At 66.1% G+C, this 17,560-nt stretch carries 16 protein-coding genes; 6 read left to right on the top strand and 10 right to left on the bottom strand.

Features of this window, described 5'->3' with window-relative positions; all coding sequences use genetic code 11:
* The first annotated feature begins 23 nt into the window (after positions 1-23).
* Positions 24-1,787 carry a potassium/proton antiporter gene (locus IP90_RS16810; protein ID WP_144897557.1) on the top strand — a complete coding sequence of 588 codons (1,764 nt, stop codon included), beginning with the start codon at positions 24-26 and terminating at the stop codon, positions 1,785-1,787.
* 115 nt (positions 1,788-1,902) lie between these two features.
* On the top strand, positions 1,903-3,993 hold the full coding sequence (locus tag IP90_RS00395) for a S9 family peptidase (protein WP_242007432.1): 2,091 nt from the start codon (positions 1,903-1,905) through the stop codon (positions 3,991-3,993).
* A gap of 120 nt (positions 3,994-4,113) precedes the next feature.
* On the opposite strand, the gene IP90_RS00390 is transcribed toward IP90_RS00395, so the two are convergent.
* The 3 genes from IP90_RS00390 to IP90_RS00380 form a co-directional block, all read right to left on the bottom strand.
* A complete protein-coding gene (locus IP90_RS00390; protein ID WP_144897553.1) occupies positions 4,114-4,464 on the bottom strand; it encodes a DUF2200 domain-containing protein in 351 nt (116 codons plus the stop codon).
* 42 nt (positions 4,465-4,506) lie between these two features.
* A complete protein-coding gene (locus IP90_RS00385; protein WP_144897551.1) occupies positions 4,507-4,719 on the bottom strand; it encodes a hypervirulence associated TUDOR domain-containing protein in 213 nt (70 codons plus the stop codon).
* 82 nt (positions 4,720-4,801) lie between these two features.
* A complete protein-coding gene (locus IP90_RS00380; protein WP_144897550.1) occupies positions 4,802-6,028 on the bottom strand; it encodes a putative peptide maturation dehydrogenase in 1,227 nt (408 codons plus the stop codon).
* A 188-nt stretch (positions 6,029-6,216) separates the two neighbouring features.
* Between IP90_RS00380 and IP90_RS00375 the strand changes: the two genes are divergently transcribed.
* Positions 6,217-6,510, top strand: coding sequence for an NHLP-related RiPP peptide (locus IP90_RS00375; protein ID WP_158635224.1), 294 nt, complete (start codon positions 6,217-6,219; stop codon positions 6,508-6,510).
* 188 nt (positions 6,511-6,698) lie between these two features.
* Entirely contained in the window at positions 6,699-7,034 is a 336-nt protein-coding gene (locus IP90_RS00370) for an NHLP-related RiPP peptide (RefSeq protein WP_144897546.1), read from the top strand.
* Here IP90_RS00370 and IP90_RS00365 read toward each other — a convergent pair.
* The 4 genes from IP90_RS00365 to aceB all read right to left on the bottom strand — a co-directional run bounded on the left by IP90_RS00365 (position 7,031) and on the right by aceB (position 14,130).
* On the bottom strand, positions 7,031-9,688 hold the full coding sequence (locus IP90_RS00365; RefSeq protein WP_144897544.1) for a putative peptide modification system cyclase: 2,658 nt from the start codon (positions 9,686-9,688) through the stop codon (positions 7,031-7,033). The genes IP90_RS00370 and IP90_RS00365 overlap by 4 nt on opposite strands.
* A gap of 41 nt (positions 9,689-9,729) precedes the next feature.
* The gene (locus IP90_RS00360) at positions 9,730-10,779 is read right to left on the bottom strand and encodes a GGDEF domain-containing protein (protein WP_425477041.1); all 1,050 of its coding nucleotides are present in this window, start codon (positions 10,777-10,779) and stop codon (positions 9,730-9,732) included.
* A gap of 300 nt (positions 10,780-11,079) precedes the next feature.
* Positions 11,080-12,390, bottom strand: a complete 1,311-nt coding sequence (aceA, locus tag IP90_RS00355; RefSeq protein ID WP_144897542.1) for an isocitrate lyase — start codon at positions 12,388-12,390, stop codon at positions 11,080-11,082.
* Positions 12,391-12,510: 120 nt separating this feature from the next.
* Positions 12,511-14,130, bottom strand: coding sequence for a malate synthase A (gene aceB, locus IP90_RS00350; RefSeq protein WP_144897540.1), 1,620 nt, complete (start codon positions 14,128-14,130; stop codon positions 12,511-12,513).
* A 109-nt stretch (positions 14,131-14,239) separates the two neighbouring features.
* Here aceB and IP90_RS00345 point away from each other — a divergent pair, with 109 nt between their 5' ends.
* Positions 14,240-15,205: a LysR family transcriptional regulator gene (locus tag IP90_RS00345; protein ID WP_144897539.1), complete on the top strand. Its 966-nt coding sequence runs from the start codon at positions 14,240-14,242 to the stop codon at positions 15,203-15,205.
* Between the two features lie 40 nt (positions 15,206-15,245).
* Here the strand turns inward: IP90_RS00345 and IP90_RS00340 are convergent, their stop codons facing one another.
* A complete protein-coding gene (locus IP90_RS00340) occupies positions 15,246-15,860 on the bottom strand; it encodes a lysophospholipid acyltransferase family protein (RefSeq protein WP_144897537.1) in 615 nt (204 codons plus the stop codon).
* 11 nt (positions 15,861-15,871) lie between these two features.
* A complete protein-coding gene (gene arfB, locus IP90_RS00335) occupies positions 15,872-16,282 on the bottom strand; it encodes an alternative ribosome rescue aminoacyl-tRNA hydrolase ArfB (RefSeq protein WP_144897535.1) in 411 nt (136 codons plus the stop codon).
* A gap of 156 nt (positions 16,283-16,438) precedes the next feature.
* On the opposite strand from arfB, the gene IP90_RS00330 reads away from it, so the two are divergent.
* Complete coding sequence (locus tag IP90_RS00330; RefSeq protein WP_144897533.1) at positions 16,439-16,786, top strand: hypothetical protein; 348 nt, start codon at positions 16,439-16,441, stop codon at positions 16,784-16,786.
* Here the strand turns inward: IP90_RS00330 and IP90_RS00325 are convergent.
* Positions 16,780-17,469 carry a pseudouridine synthase gene (locus IP90_RS00325; RefSeq protein ID WP_242007431.1) on the bottom strand — a complete coding sequence of 230 codons (690 nt, stop codon included), beginning with the start codon at positions 17,467-17,469 and terminating at the stop codon, positions 16,780-16,782. The two genes, IP90_RS00330 and IP90_RS00325, sit on opposite strands and share 7 nt — an antisense overlap.
* Positions 17,470-17,560 lie beyond the last annotated feature (91 nt).

Here is a 17,560-nt window from a genome sequence, read left to right as displayed (position 1 = left end):
CCCACCCTGGGCTACGATGCGGCATCCCCCGCCGCGGAGCGCGCCTCCTGGAAAGCCTGCACGCCATCGACCTGCGGCTGCTCGGCGGCGCCCTGCTGATCCTGGCCGGCATCGTCTCGTCGCTGCTCGCGCGCCGGTTCGGCGCGCCGCTGCTGCTGGTGTTCCTGCTGCTGGGCCTACTGCTGGGCGTGGATGGCCCCGGCGGCATCCGTTATTCCGACACCCGCTTCACCTTCCTGATCGGCTCGCTGGCGCTGGCGATCATCCTGTTCGACGGTGGCCTGCGCACGCGCGCCGCGCAGGTCCAGGGCAGCGTGAAGCCGGCGCTGCTGCTGGCCACCGCCGGCGTCATCGCCACCGCGGCGCTCACCGCGCTGGCCGCATCGAAACTGCTTGATCTGCCGCCGCTGGAAGCGCTGCTGCTGGGCACGATCCTGGCCTCGACCGATGCCGCCGCCGTGTTCTTCCTGCTGCGCGCCGGCGGCCTGCACCTGGAGCGTCGCACCGGCGCCACCCTGGAAATCGAATCCGGCGCCAACGATCCGGTCGCGGTGTTCCTCACCATCGGCCTGACCACGTGGATCGGCGGCACGCACGAAGGCGGCGGCTGGGCGATCGCGATCAGCATGGTCTGGGCGATGGCGGCCGGCCTTGCGATCGGCTACTTCGGCGGCCGCCTGCTGGTCGCGGCGCTGAACCGCTACAACCTGCCCTCGGGCCTGCATCCGTGGCTGGCGCTGGCCGGCGCCGTCGCGCTGTTCGCGCTGACCAACCTGATCTACGGCAGCGGTTATCTCGCGGTGTACCTGGCCGGCATCGTGGTCGCCAACCGGCCGGTGCGCGCGCGCGCGGAAGTGATGTCGGTGCAGGATGCGGCGACCTGGTTCGCGCAGCTGGCGATGTTCCTGCTGCTGGGCCTGCTGGCGGCACCGAACAAGCTGCTCGACGTGCTGTGGCCGGCGCTGGCCGTGGCCGCGTTCCTGATGTTCGTGGCGCGACCGCTGGCGGTGGCCGCCTGCCTGCTGCCGTTCCGCTATCGCATGGCCGAGATCGGCTTCATCTCCTGGGTCGGCCTGCGCGGGGCGGTCGGCATCTTCCTGGCTTCGATCCCGCTGCTGGCCAAGTTGCCCAACGCCTGGCTGTACTTCAACGTCGCCTTCGTCGTGGTGCTGGCGTCGCTGATCGTGCAGGGCTGGACGCTGGCGCGCGCGGCGCATCTGTTCGGCGTGGCGGTGCCGCGTCCGGATCCCAACACCCGGCGCATCCAGCTGGACCTGCCCGGCCAGCTCGACTACGACATGGTCGGCTACCGCATCGCCGCCGCCAGCGCGATCCTGCATGGCGCGCCGCTGCCCGGCCGCGTGCGCCTGGTGATGGTCGCGCGCGAAGGTCGGCTGCTGCTGCCCGACGAAACCGGCGCGCTGAAGGCGGACGACTACGCCTACTTCCTGGCGCCCAGCGGACGTGCGCAGCGCCTGGACTGGCTGTTCGCCGAAGCCGACGACGCGCGCGCCTCGGAAACCGAAACCTTCGGCAGCTTCACCCTGCCCGGCGACGTGCCGCTGGGAGAACTGGCGAAGTTCTACGGCCTGGCGATCCCCGCACGCTTCGCCAACAGCACCGCCGCGCAGCTGTTCGATGAACGTTTCGACGAACAGGCGCAGGTCGGCGACAGCGTCGCGCTGGGTCGCGCGGTGCTGGTGGTGCGCAGTCTGCGCGACGATCGCGTCGCGCAGGTCGGACTGCGCTTCAGCGGTGTCGGCGAACGCCTGCTCAGCGGCAAATGAGTTTCGTCACCGAGCGTGCCGGACATCGGTTCTTAACGCCTTGCAAACGCTTGCCCGCGGGCTTCCGGCTAACTTCGCGCTTCGCGTCCTGATCCATCACCTGGGGAGGAATTCCGTGCAACCACGCCATCTTGTCCTTGTCTCGAGCCTGGCCTTGGCCGTGTCGGCCTGCAGCGACCAGAAAACGCCCGATGCCGCGGCCAATGCGGCCGGCGCAGCCGCCACCGCGTCCGCACCGACTGCGGAAGTGGAGCAGATTCCGCGCGACGCGCTGTTCGGCAACCCCGAACGCGCCAACGTGCAGATCAGTCCCGACGGCAAATACCTGAGCTGGCTGGCGCCGGTCGATGGCGTGCTGAACGTCTGGGTCGCGCCCGCCGACGATCCTGGCAAGGCCCGCGCCGTCACCGACGACAAGGCGCGCGGCATCCGCATGTACGCCTGGAGTTACCGGCCGGACACGCTGCTGTACCTGCGCGACACCGGCGGCGACGAGGATTTCCACCTCTACAGCGTCGACCTGGCGTCGGGCCAGTCGCGCGACCTCACCCCGTTCCCGAAGACGCGCGCGCAGATCGGCGGCGTCAGCCACCTGCACCCGGAATCGATCCTGGTCGGCATGAACGATCGCGACGCGCAATGGCACGACCTGTATCGCGTCGACCTGGCCAGCGGCGAGCGCACGCTGGTCGAGAAGAACACGCAATCCTTCGCCGGTTACCTCACCGATGCGGACTACCAGGTGCGCATGGCGCTCAAGTCGCGGCCCGACGGCGGCCAGGACCTGCTCGCGCCCGACGGCAAGGGCGGCTGGAACAAGGTCGACGAGATCCCGTTCGAGGATTCACTGACCACCAGTCCGGCCGGCTACACCACCGACGGCAAGACCCTGTACTACGTCGACTCGCGCGGCCGCGACACCGCCGCACTGTTCGCCATCGACACCGCCCGCGGCGAGAAGAAACTGCTGCATGAGGACGCCCGGGCCGACATCGGCAACACGCTGAGCGACCCGAAAACTGGAGAGGTGCAGGCGGTCGCGGTGAACTTCCTGAAGGAGGAATGGCAGCCGTTCGATCCATCGATCGCCGCCGACCTGAAGAAGCTCGAGGCGATCGGCCCCGGTGAAGTGTCGGTGACCTCGCGGACGCTCGACGACAAGACCTGGATCGTCGGTTATTCCGCCGCCGAAGCGCCGACCGTGTACTACCGCTATGAGCGCGGCGGCGAACCGGTGAAGCTGTTCTCGGCTCGCCCGGCGCTGGACGGCAAGCCGCTGGTGCCGATGTGGCCGCAACAGATCAAGTCGCGCGACGGCCTGAACCTGGTCAGCTATCTCACCCTGCCCAAGGGCGCCGATGCCGACAACGACGGCAAGGCCGACAAGCCGGTGCCGATGGTGCTGCTGGTGCACGGCGGCCCGTGGGGCCGCGATGCCTACGGTTACAGCAGCATGGACCAGTGGCTGGCCAATCGCGGCTACGCGGTGCTGTCGACCAACTTCCGTGGCTCGACCGGCTTCGGCAAGGCCTTCACCAACGCCGGCGACGGCGAATGGGCGGCGAAGATGCACGACGACCTGGTCGATGCGGTGAACTGGGCGGTCGATCAAGGCGTCACCACCAAGGACCAGGTCGCGATCATGGGCGGCAGCTATGGCGGTTACGCCACGCTGGTCGGTCTTACGTTCACGCCGGATACGTTCAAGTGCGGCGTCGACATTGTCGGTCCGTCCAACCTCAACACCCTGCTGAGCACGATTCCGCCATACTGGGCGTCGTTCTTCGAACAGTTCGCCAAGCGCGTCGGCGATCCGCGCACCGAAGACGGCAAGAAACTTCTGGCCGAGCGCTCGCCGCTGAGTCATGTCGACAGGATCAGCAAGCCGCTGCTGATCGGCCAGGGCGCCAACGACCCCCGCGTGAAACAGGACGAGAGCGACCAGATCGTCAAGGCGATGAAGGCCAAGAACATCCCGGTCACCTACGTGCTGTTCCCCGACGAGGGCCACGGTTTCGCGCGACCGGAAAACAGCAAGGCGTTCAACGCGGTGGCCGAAGGCTTCCTCGGCAAATGCCTGGGCGGGCGCGCCGAACCGATCGGCAAGGATTTCACTGGTTCCAGCATCACCGTGCCGGAAGGCGCCGATGCCGTGCCCGGACTGGCCGAAGCGCTGTCCACGCACAAGCAGGAAGTCAGGAAGTAGGCCGACCTGCTGCGATCGAAGATGCGAAGCGCCGGCCCCGGACGCGATCCGGGGCCGGCGGAAGTTGTCGGCGTCCGTGTGCTGGGATCAAACAGACGCGATGACAGGAAACCCAAGGCGTCATCGCATGATCTTCTCGAGCGCCTTGCCCTTGGCCAGCTCGTCCACCAGCTTGTCCATGTAGCGGATCTTCCGCATCAGTGGATCTTCGATGTCTTCGACGCGGACTCCGCACACCACGCCCTTGATCAGTGCGCTGTTGGGATGCAGGGCCGGGGCTTCCGCAAAAAATGTCTCCAGGTCGCTGTCCTTGTCGATCTGTTGCTGCAATCCCGCCTGGCTGTAGCCGGTCAGCCAGCAGATGACCTGGTCGACCTCTTCCCGAGTGCGGTTCTTGCGTTCCGCCTTCTGCACATAAAGCGGATGCACCTTGGAGAATTTGATCCTGAAGACGCGATCGTTTGGCTTCATCAGTCCTCCAATGGTCATGGCTTGCGCTTTCAGCGCCCGGAATCACGAACGCAGTTTGCGCAGCGCCCCGCCCTTGTGTGCGGCGATGTGATCGGTCTTGTCGCTCTCGATCTCGTACTGCGGCTCGTCCGGGCTGGCGCGATGCGTATGGCCCTTGTAGTCGAAATCGCGGGTATGCACCTTGATGATGCGGCCACGTACGCGCCCGGCCTCCGAATTCCAGCTGACATGGTCGCCGACCTGGTAGCGGCGCATGGCGTTGCTCCATGTTTCGTCGACCGGCAGGGTGCGCCTTGGACCGTCAATGCGCCGCGATGGCGTGCGGCACTGCCATCAATCAACCGCGCCGCGGCCAGACCTTGCGATTGGGATCGAACTCGGATGTCACCATCGTGTCGGCACGCACCCCGAAACCGCAGACCGCAAGCGGACCATCGACATAGCCGGTCAGCCCGAACGCGCGCTCGATGTCGACCTCGTTGATCGCCGCGGTGATGAAGGAACCAAGCCCGAGTTCCGTCGCGGTCAACAACAGCGTCTGCGACAGATGGCCGACGTCGAGGATCGCGACCCGGTACGCCTTGGCGTGGTTGCGGTACTTCCAGAAGTTGCGGGCAAAGCGCGGTGCCATCACCACCAGCACATGCGCGTCGGCAAACCACTGCTGTCCGCCGACGGCGATCCAGGCCAGGTAATCCAGCGCGCTTTTGTCCTTGGCGTTGTCTACGTGCTTTTCAGCGCCTGCCATCACGGCATCGGCATCCAGGCCAAGCGGCTGCAGCGCATGGTCACCAGCCCGGTAGTGGTACAAGCCAGGCGCTACGCCTTCGACTCGGCGCACGATCAGGTAGGCCTCGGTCGGATGCAGCGCCCCGCCGGACGGGCTGGTTTTCTTCAGCACGTCGAAATCTTCGGCGGCGTGCACTTGGCCGCGCGCGCCGAACACGCGTTCCAGCGTGTGTGCGAACTGCGCTTGCGGCAAAGTGTTCGAGGTATCGAAATTTCGGCAGGAGTTGCGCGCGTCCAGCAATTCGTCGAGCGGCGTGTGTGTACTGCGTGGCAGAGGGATACGTTCCGCCGCCTCACCGCGATCATGCAGCATCGGCGGCGGCGCGCCGTAGCGGGTGCGCAAGCCGAGCGCGGTGTCCATGCCCGCCTCCGCCACTTCTCCGGCAGCGTCCAAGCCTTGCCATCGCGACGCGGCATGCCAGACCGAAGACAGGCCGTACCAATGTTGTGCGCGGAAATGCTCATCAGCTTGTCGCTGCCCGGCGCAGTCCTCGCTGTCGCCGATCAGCAGACCGGCTTGCAGCAGTGTGAGCAGCCGTTGCGCACCGAAGCGTTCGTACAGCGGTACGTCGTCGATCCAGTCGCTCGGACTCATTTCGCCGAGCAGTGTCACGTCCTGCACATCAACCGGCTGCGGTGCTTCCAGCTGCGGCGCGTGCGCATACCACTGCATGTTGCTGACAACTCCCGTACCTCCGCCCAGCAAGGCTTCCAGCTCGAAATGGGCTACTTCGCGCGGCTCCAGCCACAGTACGGCACAACGTCGAATCCGCATTCCTTCCCCAGCTAGGTTTCGGCAACCCAGACTCTAGGCGTGCACGCCGCAGGCGGCAAGGCCCGACGGCATGGCGCGATTCGCATGTTCGATCTTGTGAATTCGTATTTACCAATGCGATGCTGCGGCGCCGCTTGTGCAACCGGGAGGCGGCCATCCAGCCCATACTTGCAAAGGAACCAGTTGCCATGGAAATGAATAAGGTAGGACTACCACCGATCGAGTCGAAAGTGGTCGACAAGCTGCTGGACCTGTTGTCCACCGACGATGCATTCCGGACGTTATTCATGAGCAATGCCAGCGCTGCGTTGGAGCAGATCGGCTATGTCCAGCCGGAAGACTCGGATTTGCACGCGGGACTTTGCTTGGTAGTCTCGAATCTCGCCTCGAAGGAAGACATCATCCGCGATCGCACGAAACTCGAAAAGTCGTTGAATTCGGTCGTGAACTTCTTTGTTCCCAAGGAATTGCAGGCCTACTGACCATCGCGGCGGATAGCGCCCTGCCGACCGGCTGCCCGTCCGGTCGGCAGGCAAGTTTCGGTCGATGCCGCGGGATCGCCTTCCTCAATCGACCCTCAATGCCGGCTGAATCGCGACCAGGGCTTGTTGTTGCCCCGCAACACGGGTAGCGTCGCGGCTGTTGTGTCACCACACGAAGGGGAACGTGCATGGCAATCAAAGGTAATGGACCGGCTCCGCTGGATCCGAAAGTCATCGAAACACTGCTGGACCGACTGTCCACGGACGACGATTTCCGCAGCCTCTTCCAAAAGGATGCTGGGGCGGCCTTGCGGGAGGCCGGTCACATGCCTCCGCCAGCCGAGGGTATGAAGACGGGATTGGCTGCATCGGCCTCAGCCGGCAGCTGTCTGCAAATGCGAACGACTGACCGCCTTGCCTCCAAGGACGATATTGCCCGTGATCGGGCTAAGCTGGAGTCGACGCTCGCTATGATCCAAGGCTTCATGTGCCCCGCTGAACTTTTGGATGGCGGAAGCAGCTAAGGTTCAAGCGCCGCCACGCGCTGGCGTAAGCGGTCGGGCAACTGGGAAGGCGGCCATGCCGCCTTGAAGGCATCGAGTTCTGCTTTGGCCTCCGCCGCGTGGCCGGTTTTGGCCAGGATTTCCGCAGCTTCGAGCTTGGCCAAGGTGGTGTCGGCCAAGTTGACGACGCTCGGCAGTCCCGCTGCTGTGCCTTCGATGTAAGCGCGGCCACGATGCGAGGACAGCCATTGAGCTTCGCGCAAGGCAAGCACGGAGTCGCCGCCGGCCCGCGCCGCTCTCATCAAGGCCGAATGCACCGCGAACATGGCATCCTCTCTGGGTATCAATGTTCTCAACCGCGCGATCGCTCGCTGCGGCTTGCCTTGCAGGCGTTCCTGTTCGGCCAGCAGCACCTGCCGCATCTGTATCAGTAGCGGATAGCCCCGTATGCCTTCGGGAGCCACCGCTTGCAAAGCGGCTTGCACCACCGGCAATGCATCCAGTCTCGCGCCGAGGTATCCGGCGCCAAACGACATGGTTTCGCTCAGGTTGGGATAGACGGCATCGGTTTTCGCGGCTTCCGCATGGAGCCGTCTGATTTCCTGCAGCAAGCGTTCCTGCAACGCTTCTGGATTCTTGGCGGCCAGCACTTCCACCGCCAGTTTGCGGATCCTCCACTCGGGACTGGTGATCAACGGTTCGACCTTCATTGCCGATCGCAGGCCCTGATCGGCCGACGTTTCCGCTTCCTGCCAGCGTCCACGATCGACGGCTATCATCATAGCGCTGAACGGAATTTCGAGGTTCTCAGTATGAGAATCTGCACCTTTACGGGCTGCCAGCATCTTCTCCGCCATCGCGTAGTCGCGTTGCGCGGCGAATGCATAACCGTAAGAAGAACCTGCGCCGCTGAATCCGGCTTCGCGCGAGCTTTTGAACATGCGCATCGCTTCTGAATAACGATCCAACCCAAGCAGCAGCATGCCCTGCAGATATTGGGCCGGTGCTTGCCCAGAGAATTGCGTTACGGCCGCTGCCGTCGCATGCGCCAGACCCTGCCGATAGCGGTTTGCGTAAAAAGCGCTGTCCTGCGCTAGTGTGAAGTGAGCGTCGTGGCTGTCCGGATACATGTCGATTATTTGCTGCCAGCGCTGCAACTGCGGCTCGATCGGACCGAAATGCGTCAGATATGCATCCAGCAGCAACCTTTCGCGGTCACTGAGATGCGAACGCAGATTGGCCGCACGATCGAGTTCTCGGCGAGCGGCGGGCATGTCGCCGTTGGAAATGAAGATCCGACTGGAAGCCAGCACCGCGAGCGCGAAATTCGGGTCCAACTCCACCGCACGCTGGAAGAAGTTCAGCGCCTCGCCGGATTCACCCGCGTAACGCCTCTTCAGTCCGAGCGCATAAGCTTTCAAAGCGTCGAGATTCTCGGTACTGACGTCCGGCAAAGGCGCGGAATCATGTTCGATGGACTGGATCGCTTCGCCCAGTTTATTGCGAAGTTCGGCAGTAACCTTGTCGATCGAATCCAGTGCCGAAACCGCACCGACGCCATCCGCCGACTCCGCATACACCGTCGTCTGCGTATGCGGATCCACTACCTCGGCGCTGACCCGCACGCGGCCGCCGACTTCGGCGACGGTCGGCAGGATCACCGCGCGCGCGCCGTCGCGGATCGCGACTTCGGAGGCGGTGGCGCGATCCAGCGGCTCATCGGGTTTGCGCTTCATCAGCGCCAGCGTGTCGCGCACCTTCAGGTCGCTGAGCACGTTGACGTAGCGCGACTGTTCCAGGCTGATGCGGAAGGCCTGTTCCAGCGACTCGTCCAGCACCGGCTGGCCGGTGAGGTTGCGCAGGTCGCCGACCACTACCCAGTCGCGCTCGTTGAAGGCGATCGCCGGTTGCGGGCGGGTCAGGAACCAGGCGCCGGTGCCGAGGCCGACGACCAGCAGCACTTCGGCGGCGAGCGCGGCCGGCCGGCGCCACAACGGAATGTCGCGCCAGGCCTTGGCGTTGTGCTTGGGCATGCGCAGCGCGGCCAGGCCGGGTTCGCCGACCTCGAAGATTTCCTGCGCGTTGGGCACGCCCTTGAAGCGCCAGCGGCCGTAGGATTTCCACACCAGGTGGCGGCCGCGTTCGCCCAGTTCGCTGGCGGCGCGATGGCTCATCGGTTCGGCCACCGCCGACAGCAGGATCTGCCCGGGCCGCGCCAGCGACATCAGGCGCCCGGCCAGCGGCTTGGCGATGCCTTCGACTTCCAGCGACTTGGCGCCTGCGCGCACCGCCTCGTCGCTGTTGAGCCAGGTCAGCACTTCGCCGACATGCAGGCCGGCGCGTGCCTGCAGGTTCAACTTGCGCGCCTTGCCGAGTTCGTGCAGCCCGCGCATGTAGTCCAACGCGAAACCGAGGCCGTCGATCGGCCGTTCGAACAGCAGCAGCAGGCCATCGGAACGATCGATCAGGCGTCCGCGCCAGCGCTGCTGCAACTCCAGCACCAACCGGTCGTGTTCGCGGAACAGCGCCGCGGCCAGCGCATCGCCGAGGCGTTCGACCAGGCTGGTCGATTCGCACAGGTCGGTCAGCAGCAGTGTGCGGACCTGCGGCGTATCGCCCTGCCCGGGCGTGGCCGGGTTGGGCGCCGGCGCGTCGGGTACCGCTTTGTCATCCATGCCGGACTGCATCCCTGGACCTGCTGTGTTCACGCTGCGCGTCAGTCATGGCCGGCGTCGCTGCCCTGCCATTCGAAACGATTGCCGCCCAGCCGCTTGGCGCGATACAGCGCCGCGTCGGCCAGGCCGTACCACGCGTTCCAGTCGCTGGCCGGATCGATCAGGCATCCGCCGACGCTGACCGGACACACCGGCGGCGGCGACTGCGGCAGCATCAGCAGGCCCTGCGTGGTGCTGATGATGAAATCGGCGTAGCGCTTCACTTTTTCCGGATGCTCGGCCGCGATCAGCAGGCAGAATTCGTCGCCGCCGAGGCGGCAGGGCATGTCCTCGGGGCCGGCCACCGAACGCAGGATGTTGGCAACGCTCTGCAGCACGCGGTCGCCGGCCAGGTGGCCGTGCTCGTCGTTGACCTGCTTGAAGCGGTCGCAGTCGATCAGCAGCAGGCCCAGTCCGGGCGCCATGCCCAGCGCGCGGCTTTCCTGCAGATGCAGGGTCAGGCCACGGCGGTTATACAGGCCGGTGAGGTCGTCGGTGCGGACCAGTTCCTCGGTCTTGTTGAGCTGGTGCGTGGTGGCGTGCAGGTGGTCGAGCGCGTTCTGCAGCTCTTCGTTGCGCAGGCGCAGGCGACGGATCAGGCTCTGTTCGTTGAGCACCACGCGCATGATCGTGCGGCGCAGGAACTGCGCCAGCATGCGCGGGTTGCGCTCGACCATCTTCTCGAACTCGGCCTGCTGCAGCACCAGCAGCACGCCGCTTTCGGACATCACCGCACCGGCGCTGCGGGCGTGGTCGCCGATCAGCAGCGCCAGTTCGCCGAAGAATTCGCCGGGGCCGAGCAGCTTGGCGGTGAGGTCGTCGCCGAAGTCGAGTTCGACCCGGCCCTGTGCGACCACGAACATCGTCGCGCCGTGGTCGCCGCGATGGAACAGGCGCTCGCCGCCTTGCACGCGGCGCGCGGACGCGAACTCCGCGAACAGGGCGTACTCGTCCGCCGTCAGCGACGCGGTGGTCATCGCACCGGCGTGTGCGGCGTCCAGCAATGCGTTCGATGCGCGCACCGACGGGGGCGCCGCGGACTGACGATTCATCCTTGTCTCCCCCGGATTCGTCGCGGGCCTCAGGATACCACTGCGACCGGGTACCTGAATGCGACGGCGGAAACGTGGAAAACCGGCCAGACGCACTGGTCTCGGGAGTCCTGAACAGGCGGCCGGCTAAGCGTTGCGGGCAGGACTCAGTCCCGACACATTGCGGTAGAGATTCGTGGCGGAAGCCTCTCCCACAGGGACATGTGGATACCTTGCCGAAGGTCGGACCCAAGCAAAAAAAACGGCAGGCCATTGCCGCGCCCGCCGTCTTCGCCAACCTCCCTGTCGGCTCTGCGGCGCTTACGCCGCCTTTTCTTCCTGGAACTGGGCCTCCTCGGTCGAACCCCTCAGCGCGGTCGTCGACGACTGTCCGCCCTGGATGGTCTGGGTGACCGTGTCGAAGTAACCGGTACCAACCTCGCGCTGGTGCTTGACCGCGGTGAAGCCACGGTCGGCGGCGGCGAACTCGGCCTCCTGCAGTTCGACGAAGGCGCTCATCTGTCGGCGTGCGTAGCCATACGCCAGGTTGAACATCGAGTAGTTCAGCGCATGGAAACCGGCCAGGGTGATGAACTGGAACCTGTAGCCCATCGCCGCCAGTTCCTTCTGGAAACGGGCGATGGTGGCGTCGTCCAGGTTCTTCTTCCAGTTGAACGAGGGCGAGCAGTTGTAGGCCAGCAGCTTGCCCGGATAGTGCGCATGCACCGCCTCGGCGAACCTGCGCGCGAACGCCAGGTCCGGCTTGCCGGTCTCGCACCACACCAGGTCGGCATAGGGTGCGTAGGCGATGCCGCGCGAGATCGCCTGGTCAAGGCCGTTGCGGGTCTTGAAGAATCCCTCGACCGTGCGTTCGCCGGTCAGGAACGGCGTGTCGTTGTCGTCGATGTCGGAAGTCAGCAGGTCGGCCGCCTCGGCATCGGTGCGCGCGACGATCAGGGTCGGCACGCCCATCACGTCGGCGGCCAGGCGCGCGGCGGTCAGCTTCTCGATCGCCTCGCGCGTGGGCACCAGCACCTTGCCGCCCATGTGGCCGCACTTCTTGACGCTGGCCAGCTGGTCCTCGAAGTGCACGCCGGCCGCGCCGGCCTCGATCATCGCCTTCATCAGCTCGAACGCATTGAGCACGCCGCCGAAACCGGCCTCGGCATCGGCCACGATCGGCTGCAGGAAATCGATGCTGTCGTCGCAGCCTTGTCCGCTTTTTTCCGCATGCTGCACCTGGTCGGCGCGCAACAGCGTGTTGTTGATGCGCTTGACCACCTGTGGCACCGAGTTGGCCGGATACAGCGACTGGTCCGGGTACATCTCGCCGGCGACGTTGGCATCGGCCGCCACCTGCCAGCCGCTCAGATAGATCGCCTTCAGCCCGGCCTTGACCTGCTGCATCGCCTGGTTGCCGGTCAGCGCGCCGAGCGCGTTGACGAAATCCTCGGTCTGCAGGTAGCGCCACAGTTTTTCGGCGCCATGTCGTGCCAGCGAATGCTCGACCGGCACAGTACCGCGCAACCGCACCACGTCCTCGGGCGAGTAGCTGCGGGTGATGCCTTGCCAGCGCGGATTGTTGCTCCAGTCCAGCTGGATCTGTTCGGCCGTGGGCAGGATGGTCTTCATGCGGGGTCTCTCCTTTTCGTCATTCCGAACGCAATGGGAAATCGGTTCTTGATGTCGGTTGCAACGGCGGATCCCGCAACGCTTCGGGATGACAGTGGCAAAGGGCGGTAACTACGGGATTCAGAGCAGCCGTTCGTACGCCGGCAGGGTGAGGAAATCCTCAAGCTCGTCGCGATGGCTGAGGTCGTCGAGCAGGGCGATGGCCTGCTGCACTTTTTCGGCGCCGACCACGTTCTCGTGGGCCAGCTTCGAGGGCAGGTTCAGCAGCGCGCGCTGCAGCAGAAGGAAATCAACCGGCGTGCCATCGTCCAGATGCAGCTCGCCGTGGTGCAGCCATTGCCACAGCTGCGCACGCGCGATTTCGGCCGTGGCGGCGTCTTCCATCAGCCAGTGGATCGGCACGCAGCCGTGGCCGGACAGCCAGGCGGCCAGATAGCGCACGCAGACCTCGACATTGCCGTCGAAGCCGGCACGGGAAACGGTGCCAAGCGGCGCTGCGATCAGTGCCTCGCGCGAGGCGACCACATCGTCGCGTCCCACGTCGTGCTGGTGCTGCGCCGGCATGCCGGCATCGAGAATGTCGCGCGCGATCGCGATCAGCGCGGGATGGGCGACCCAGGTACCGTCGTGGCCGGCATCGACTTCGCGCAACTTGTCGGCACGCACCCGCGCCATGGCCGCGTCGTTGGCGGCGTCATCGCCACTGATCGGGATCTGCGCGGCCATGCCGCCCATCGCGTGCGCGCCGCGCCGATGACAGGTCTTGATCAGCAGTTCCGAGTAGGCCTTCAGGAACGGCTGCGTCATCGTCACCTGGCCGCGTTCGGGCAGCACGCGGTCGCGGTGCGCGCGCAGGGTCTTGATGTAGGAAAAGATGTAATCCCAGCGCCCGCAGTTGAGGCCGACGATGCGTTCGCGCAGCGCATGCAGGATCTCGTGCATCTCGAACGCCGCCGGCAGCGTTTCGATCAGCACGGTGACTTTCATCTGTCCCTGCGGCAGCCGCAGCGCCGACTCGATGTGCGCCAGCACGTCCTGCCACAACGCCGCTTCTTCCATCGACTGCAGCTTGGGCAGGTAGAAATATGGTCCGCGGTCCTTCGCCGCGAGTGCGGCGGCGTTGTGGAAGGCGAACAGGCCGAGGTCGAACAGGCTGGCGCTGATGCGCTCGCCGCTTCGACCCTGCCCGCCATCGACCAACACGTGCTTCTCGTCGAGATGCCAGCCGCGCGGCCGCACGATCAGCACCGCCTGCTCGGCGAACGGCTTCAGCGCATAGCGCTTTCCGCTTTCGCTGACGAAATCGAGCGTGCCGATCACCGCCTCGCGCAACGCGCGCTGGCCGGCGATCAGGTTGTTCCAGGTCGGCGACGTCGAATCCTCGAAGTCGGCCATGTAGCAGTTGGCGCCGGAGTTGAGCGCGTTGATCACCATCTTCGGATCGACCGGGCCGGTGATCTCGACGCGGCGGTCCAGCAGCGCGGCCGGGATCGCCGCCACCTGCCAGTCGCCCTCGCGGATCGCGCGGGTGTCGGCACGGAAGTCCGGCAGGGCGCCGGCATCGAACTCGGCCTGGCGACGGCGGCGCGCGTCGAGCAGGGCCTGGCGGCGCGGCTCGAACGTCCGGTGCAGGTCGGCGAGGAAATCCAGCGCCGCCGAGGTCAGCAGCTCCGCCTGTCCCGGCACCGCGGCCGTCAGCTCGATGGCGCGAGGCGCCGCGGGTTTCATCACTGCTGACATGCACGGCTCCGGTTGAGGTCCGGAATCACCGTGCGCCCAGGTACTGTATTTGACAATACAGTTTTCTCAATGCTAATCATTAGTTCTACTTATAATCAATTGCCAATCAATGGCTTCCCGCGGTTCCGACAGCCCCCGCTTCGCCTACAAGGCCGACCGCCTGAAGCCGTTGCGGGCGTTCTGCCAGACCGCGCGGCTGGGTTCCGTATCGCGAGCCGCCGAGGCGCTGTACGTCAGCCAGCCGGCGATCACCCTGCAATTGCAGGCGCTGGAGCGCGACATGGGCGTGCGCCTGCTCGAGCGCTCGGGTCGGCGTCTGACGCCGACCCGGGAAGGCCAGCTGCTGTATGACCTCGCCCGGCCGCTGGTCGAGGGCATCGATGGCCTCAGCACCGCGTTCCGCAACCAGATCGGTGGCCTGGACGCGGGCGAACTGCAGGTGGCTGCCGGCAGTTCGACCATCCTCTACCTGCTGCCGAAGATCGTCGCCGCCTTCCGCGAACGGCACGCCGACGTGCGGCTGAGCCTGCACAACGTCACCGGCGCCAGCGGGCTGGACCTGCTGCGCTCGGACGCGGTCGACCTGGCGGTCGGTTCGATGCTCGACGTGCCCGGCGACCTCAGCTACGCGCCGGTGTACCGCTTCGACCCGATGCTGATCACCCCGCGCGACCACCCGCTGGCGAGCAAGGCGCAGCTGAAACTCGAAGACCTGTCGCCCTACGGCCTGATCCTGCCGCCCCGGCGCCTGACCACCTATCGCATGGTCGACCTGGTGTTCCAGCAGAACCGCGTGCCCTATACCGTCGCACTGGAAGTCGGCGGCTGGGAGGTGATCAAGCAGTACGTGGCGATGGGCCAGGGCATCAGCATCGTCACCGCGATCTGCCTGACCGACGCCGACCGCCAGCGCCTGGCCGCGCGCTCATTGGCGAAGTACTTCCCGGCGCGCAGCTACGGCGTGGTGATGCGCAAGGGCAAGTACCTGTCGCCGCAGGCGCGCGCCTTCGTCGACCTGATCCAACCGGACCTGTTCAAGCGCGACTACGACGAGACCGGGCATTCGGAGCGCTGATGCTCCGCCGGCTCGAGTGACGATGGGAAACCGCGGGCACTTACGAAACCGGCTGCACCACGTCGCGGTTCTTGCCGCGCCAGGGCGCGTACCAGCGCTGGATGCGGGCGATGTCGGCGGCCATGTCGTCGCCCAGTTCGAACACCGGGCCGAAGCCGATGATCTTGTCCGGATAGTGGAAGTACGCCGGCAACACCGGCACGTTCGCGGCCTTGGCGATTTTCCAGAAGCCGGTCTTCCAGCGATCGACATGCTTGCGCGTGCCTTCCGGCGCCAGCCCGTACCAGAAGCGGTCGGCGCTGTGGATCAGGGCCGCGGCCTGCTCGACCACGCCCTGCGCGGCGGCGCGGTCGACCTCGATCACGCCGAGCTTGCGCAGGATCGGGCCCAGCGGCCACCAGAACAGCTGGCGCTTGCCGAGGATGCGCACGTCGAGGCCGAGCGCGATCTTGGCAGCGAAGCCCCACACGCCGTCCCAGTTGGACGAATGCGGCGCGCCGATCAGCACCAGCCGCGGGATGTCCGGAAGCGCGCCAACCAGGCGCCAGCCGCCGAGCCGCAGGATGCTGCGGCCCAGCCAGCGGGTGAAGGCGTTCGGCTTTACCCTCGGCACGCTCGGCGGCAGCGGCAGGACCACGTCGTCGATATCGCTCATCCCTTCCCCGTTCAATCCCAGTCGCGCTGCGAACGCCCCTTCTTGATCGTACTGCGTTCGCGCTTGGCGTCCAGCCGCCGTGCCTTGGCGGCGCGGCTCGGCTTGGTGGCGATGCGCGCCTTCGGCGCACGCAGTCCCGATTCGACGAACGCGGCCAGCCGCTCGCGCGCGTCCTGGCGGTTGCGGTCCTGGGTACGGAAACGCTGCGCGTTGAGCACCAGCACGCCCTCGGCGGTCACACGCCGGTCGCGCTTGGACAACAGACGTGCGCGCACCGGCTCGGGCAGGGTCGGCGACTGCGCGATGTCGAAACGCAGTTCCACCGCGGTGGCGACCTTGTTGACGTTCTGCCCGCCCGGTCCGGCCGAGCGCACGAAGCGTTCGACGAGTTCCTGCTCGGGGATGGTGATGCGCTGGCTCATGGCGGGATTGTAGTGCGCGCGTCTGCGGACCGCGGACACGGACGACTGCACGTATCCGAGACGCGATCGCGGCGGCGCAACCCTGCATCCCCACCTTGTCGCTGCCGTCATACCGCAGGGAGTATCCAGACAGCGGATCCATCGCCGGAGAAAGACATGCAAGCAGCAGCCATCCTGTTCGGCCTGGCCGCCGCGGGCGGCCTGATCATGGCCTTCATCCGCTGGGGCGGCGCACCGCGTCCGCCGGACTGGCTGGCCATGGGCCACGGCCTGCTGGCCGCCGCCGGACTGACCCTGCTGATCCAGGCCGCCTGCACCACCGGCCTGCCCGTGCTGGGCCAGGCGGCGCTCGGCCTGTTCGTGATCGCCGCACTGGGCGGCGCGTTCATCAACCTGCGCTACCACGCACGGCAGCTGCCATTGCCGAAAGCCTGGGTCGTCGTCCACGCGCTGCTGGCGGTGACCGCTTTCGTGCTGCTGCTGGCCGCGGTGTTCGGCTACTGATCGCTGATCCCGAGCAGGGCGAGCGCTCGATCGAACTGCGCATCGTTCGGCGCGGTGGCGATGATGCGCGCGCCGCTGACCGGATGCAGGAACGCCAGCCGCTGCGCGTGCAGCAGCATGCGGTGAACACCGCGCATGCGGAACGCACGGTTGTGGCGGCCATCGCCGTGGCTGGTGTCGCCGATCAGATGGTGCGACACATGCTTCAGGTGCCGGCGGATCTGGCGGAAGCGGCCGGTTTCCGGCGAGGCGCGCAGCAGCGCGTAGCGCGAGGTGTCGAAGCCGGCTGACGGCAGGTCGAGTTCCGCGGTCGCGAGCCGCACGAAACGCGTCAGCGCCGGCTTCTTCGCCGGCTTGCCCGGACCGCCGTCGAGTGGATGGTCGACGACGAAGTCCTGCTCGGGCCAGCCGCGGCAAATGGCGAGGTAGTCCTTCTCCACCTCGCGCGACATCAATGTCTTGCCCAGCGCCGATGCGGTGTCGCAATCGAACGCCAGCAGCAGGCAGCCGCTGGTGGCGCGATCAAGTCGATGCACGAGGAAGACCGGCTTGCCGAACTGCTCGCGCAGGCGATCTGCGGCGAAGTCGGTTTCGCCGCGCGCGAGCTTGCTGTCGTGGACCATCAACCCGGCGGGCTTGTCGACGACGGCAAGCCAGTCGTCGAGGTAGAGCGTGTCCAGCATCATCTTTTCGCCGTCATCCAGAACGCTGTGAGGAACCTGCTTTCATCGCCCGCAAAGCGGATCCCTCACTGCGGTGGATGACAACGCAGAC

Origin of the sequence: Luteimonas cucumeris (assembly GCF_007830035.1) — a bacterium.
GTDB classification, from domain to species: Bacteria; Pseudomonadota; Gammaproteobacteria; order Xanthomonadales; family Xanthomonadaceae; genus Luteimonas_C; species Luteimonas_C cucumeris.
This window is presented reverse-complemented; position numbering and strand designations above follow the sequence as displayed.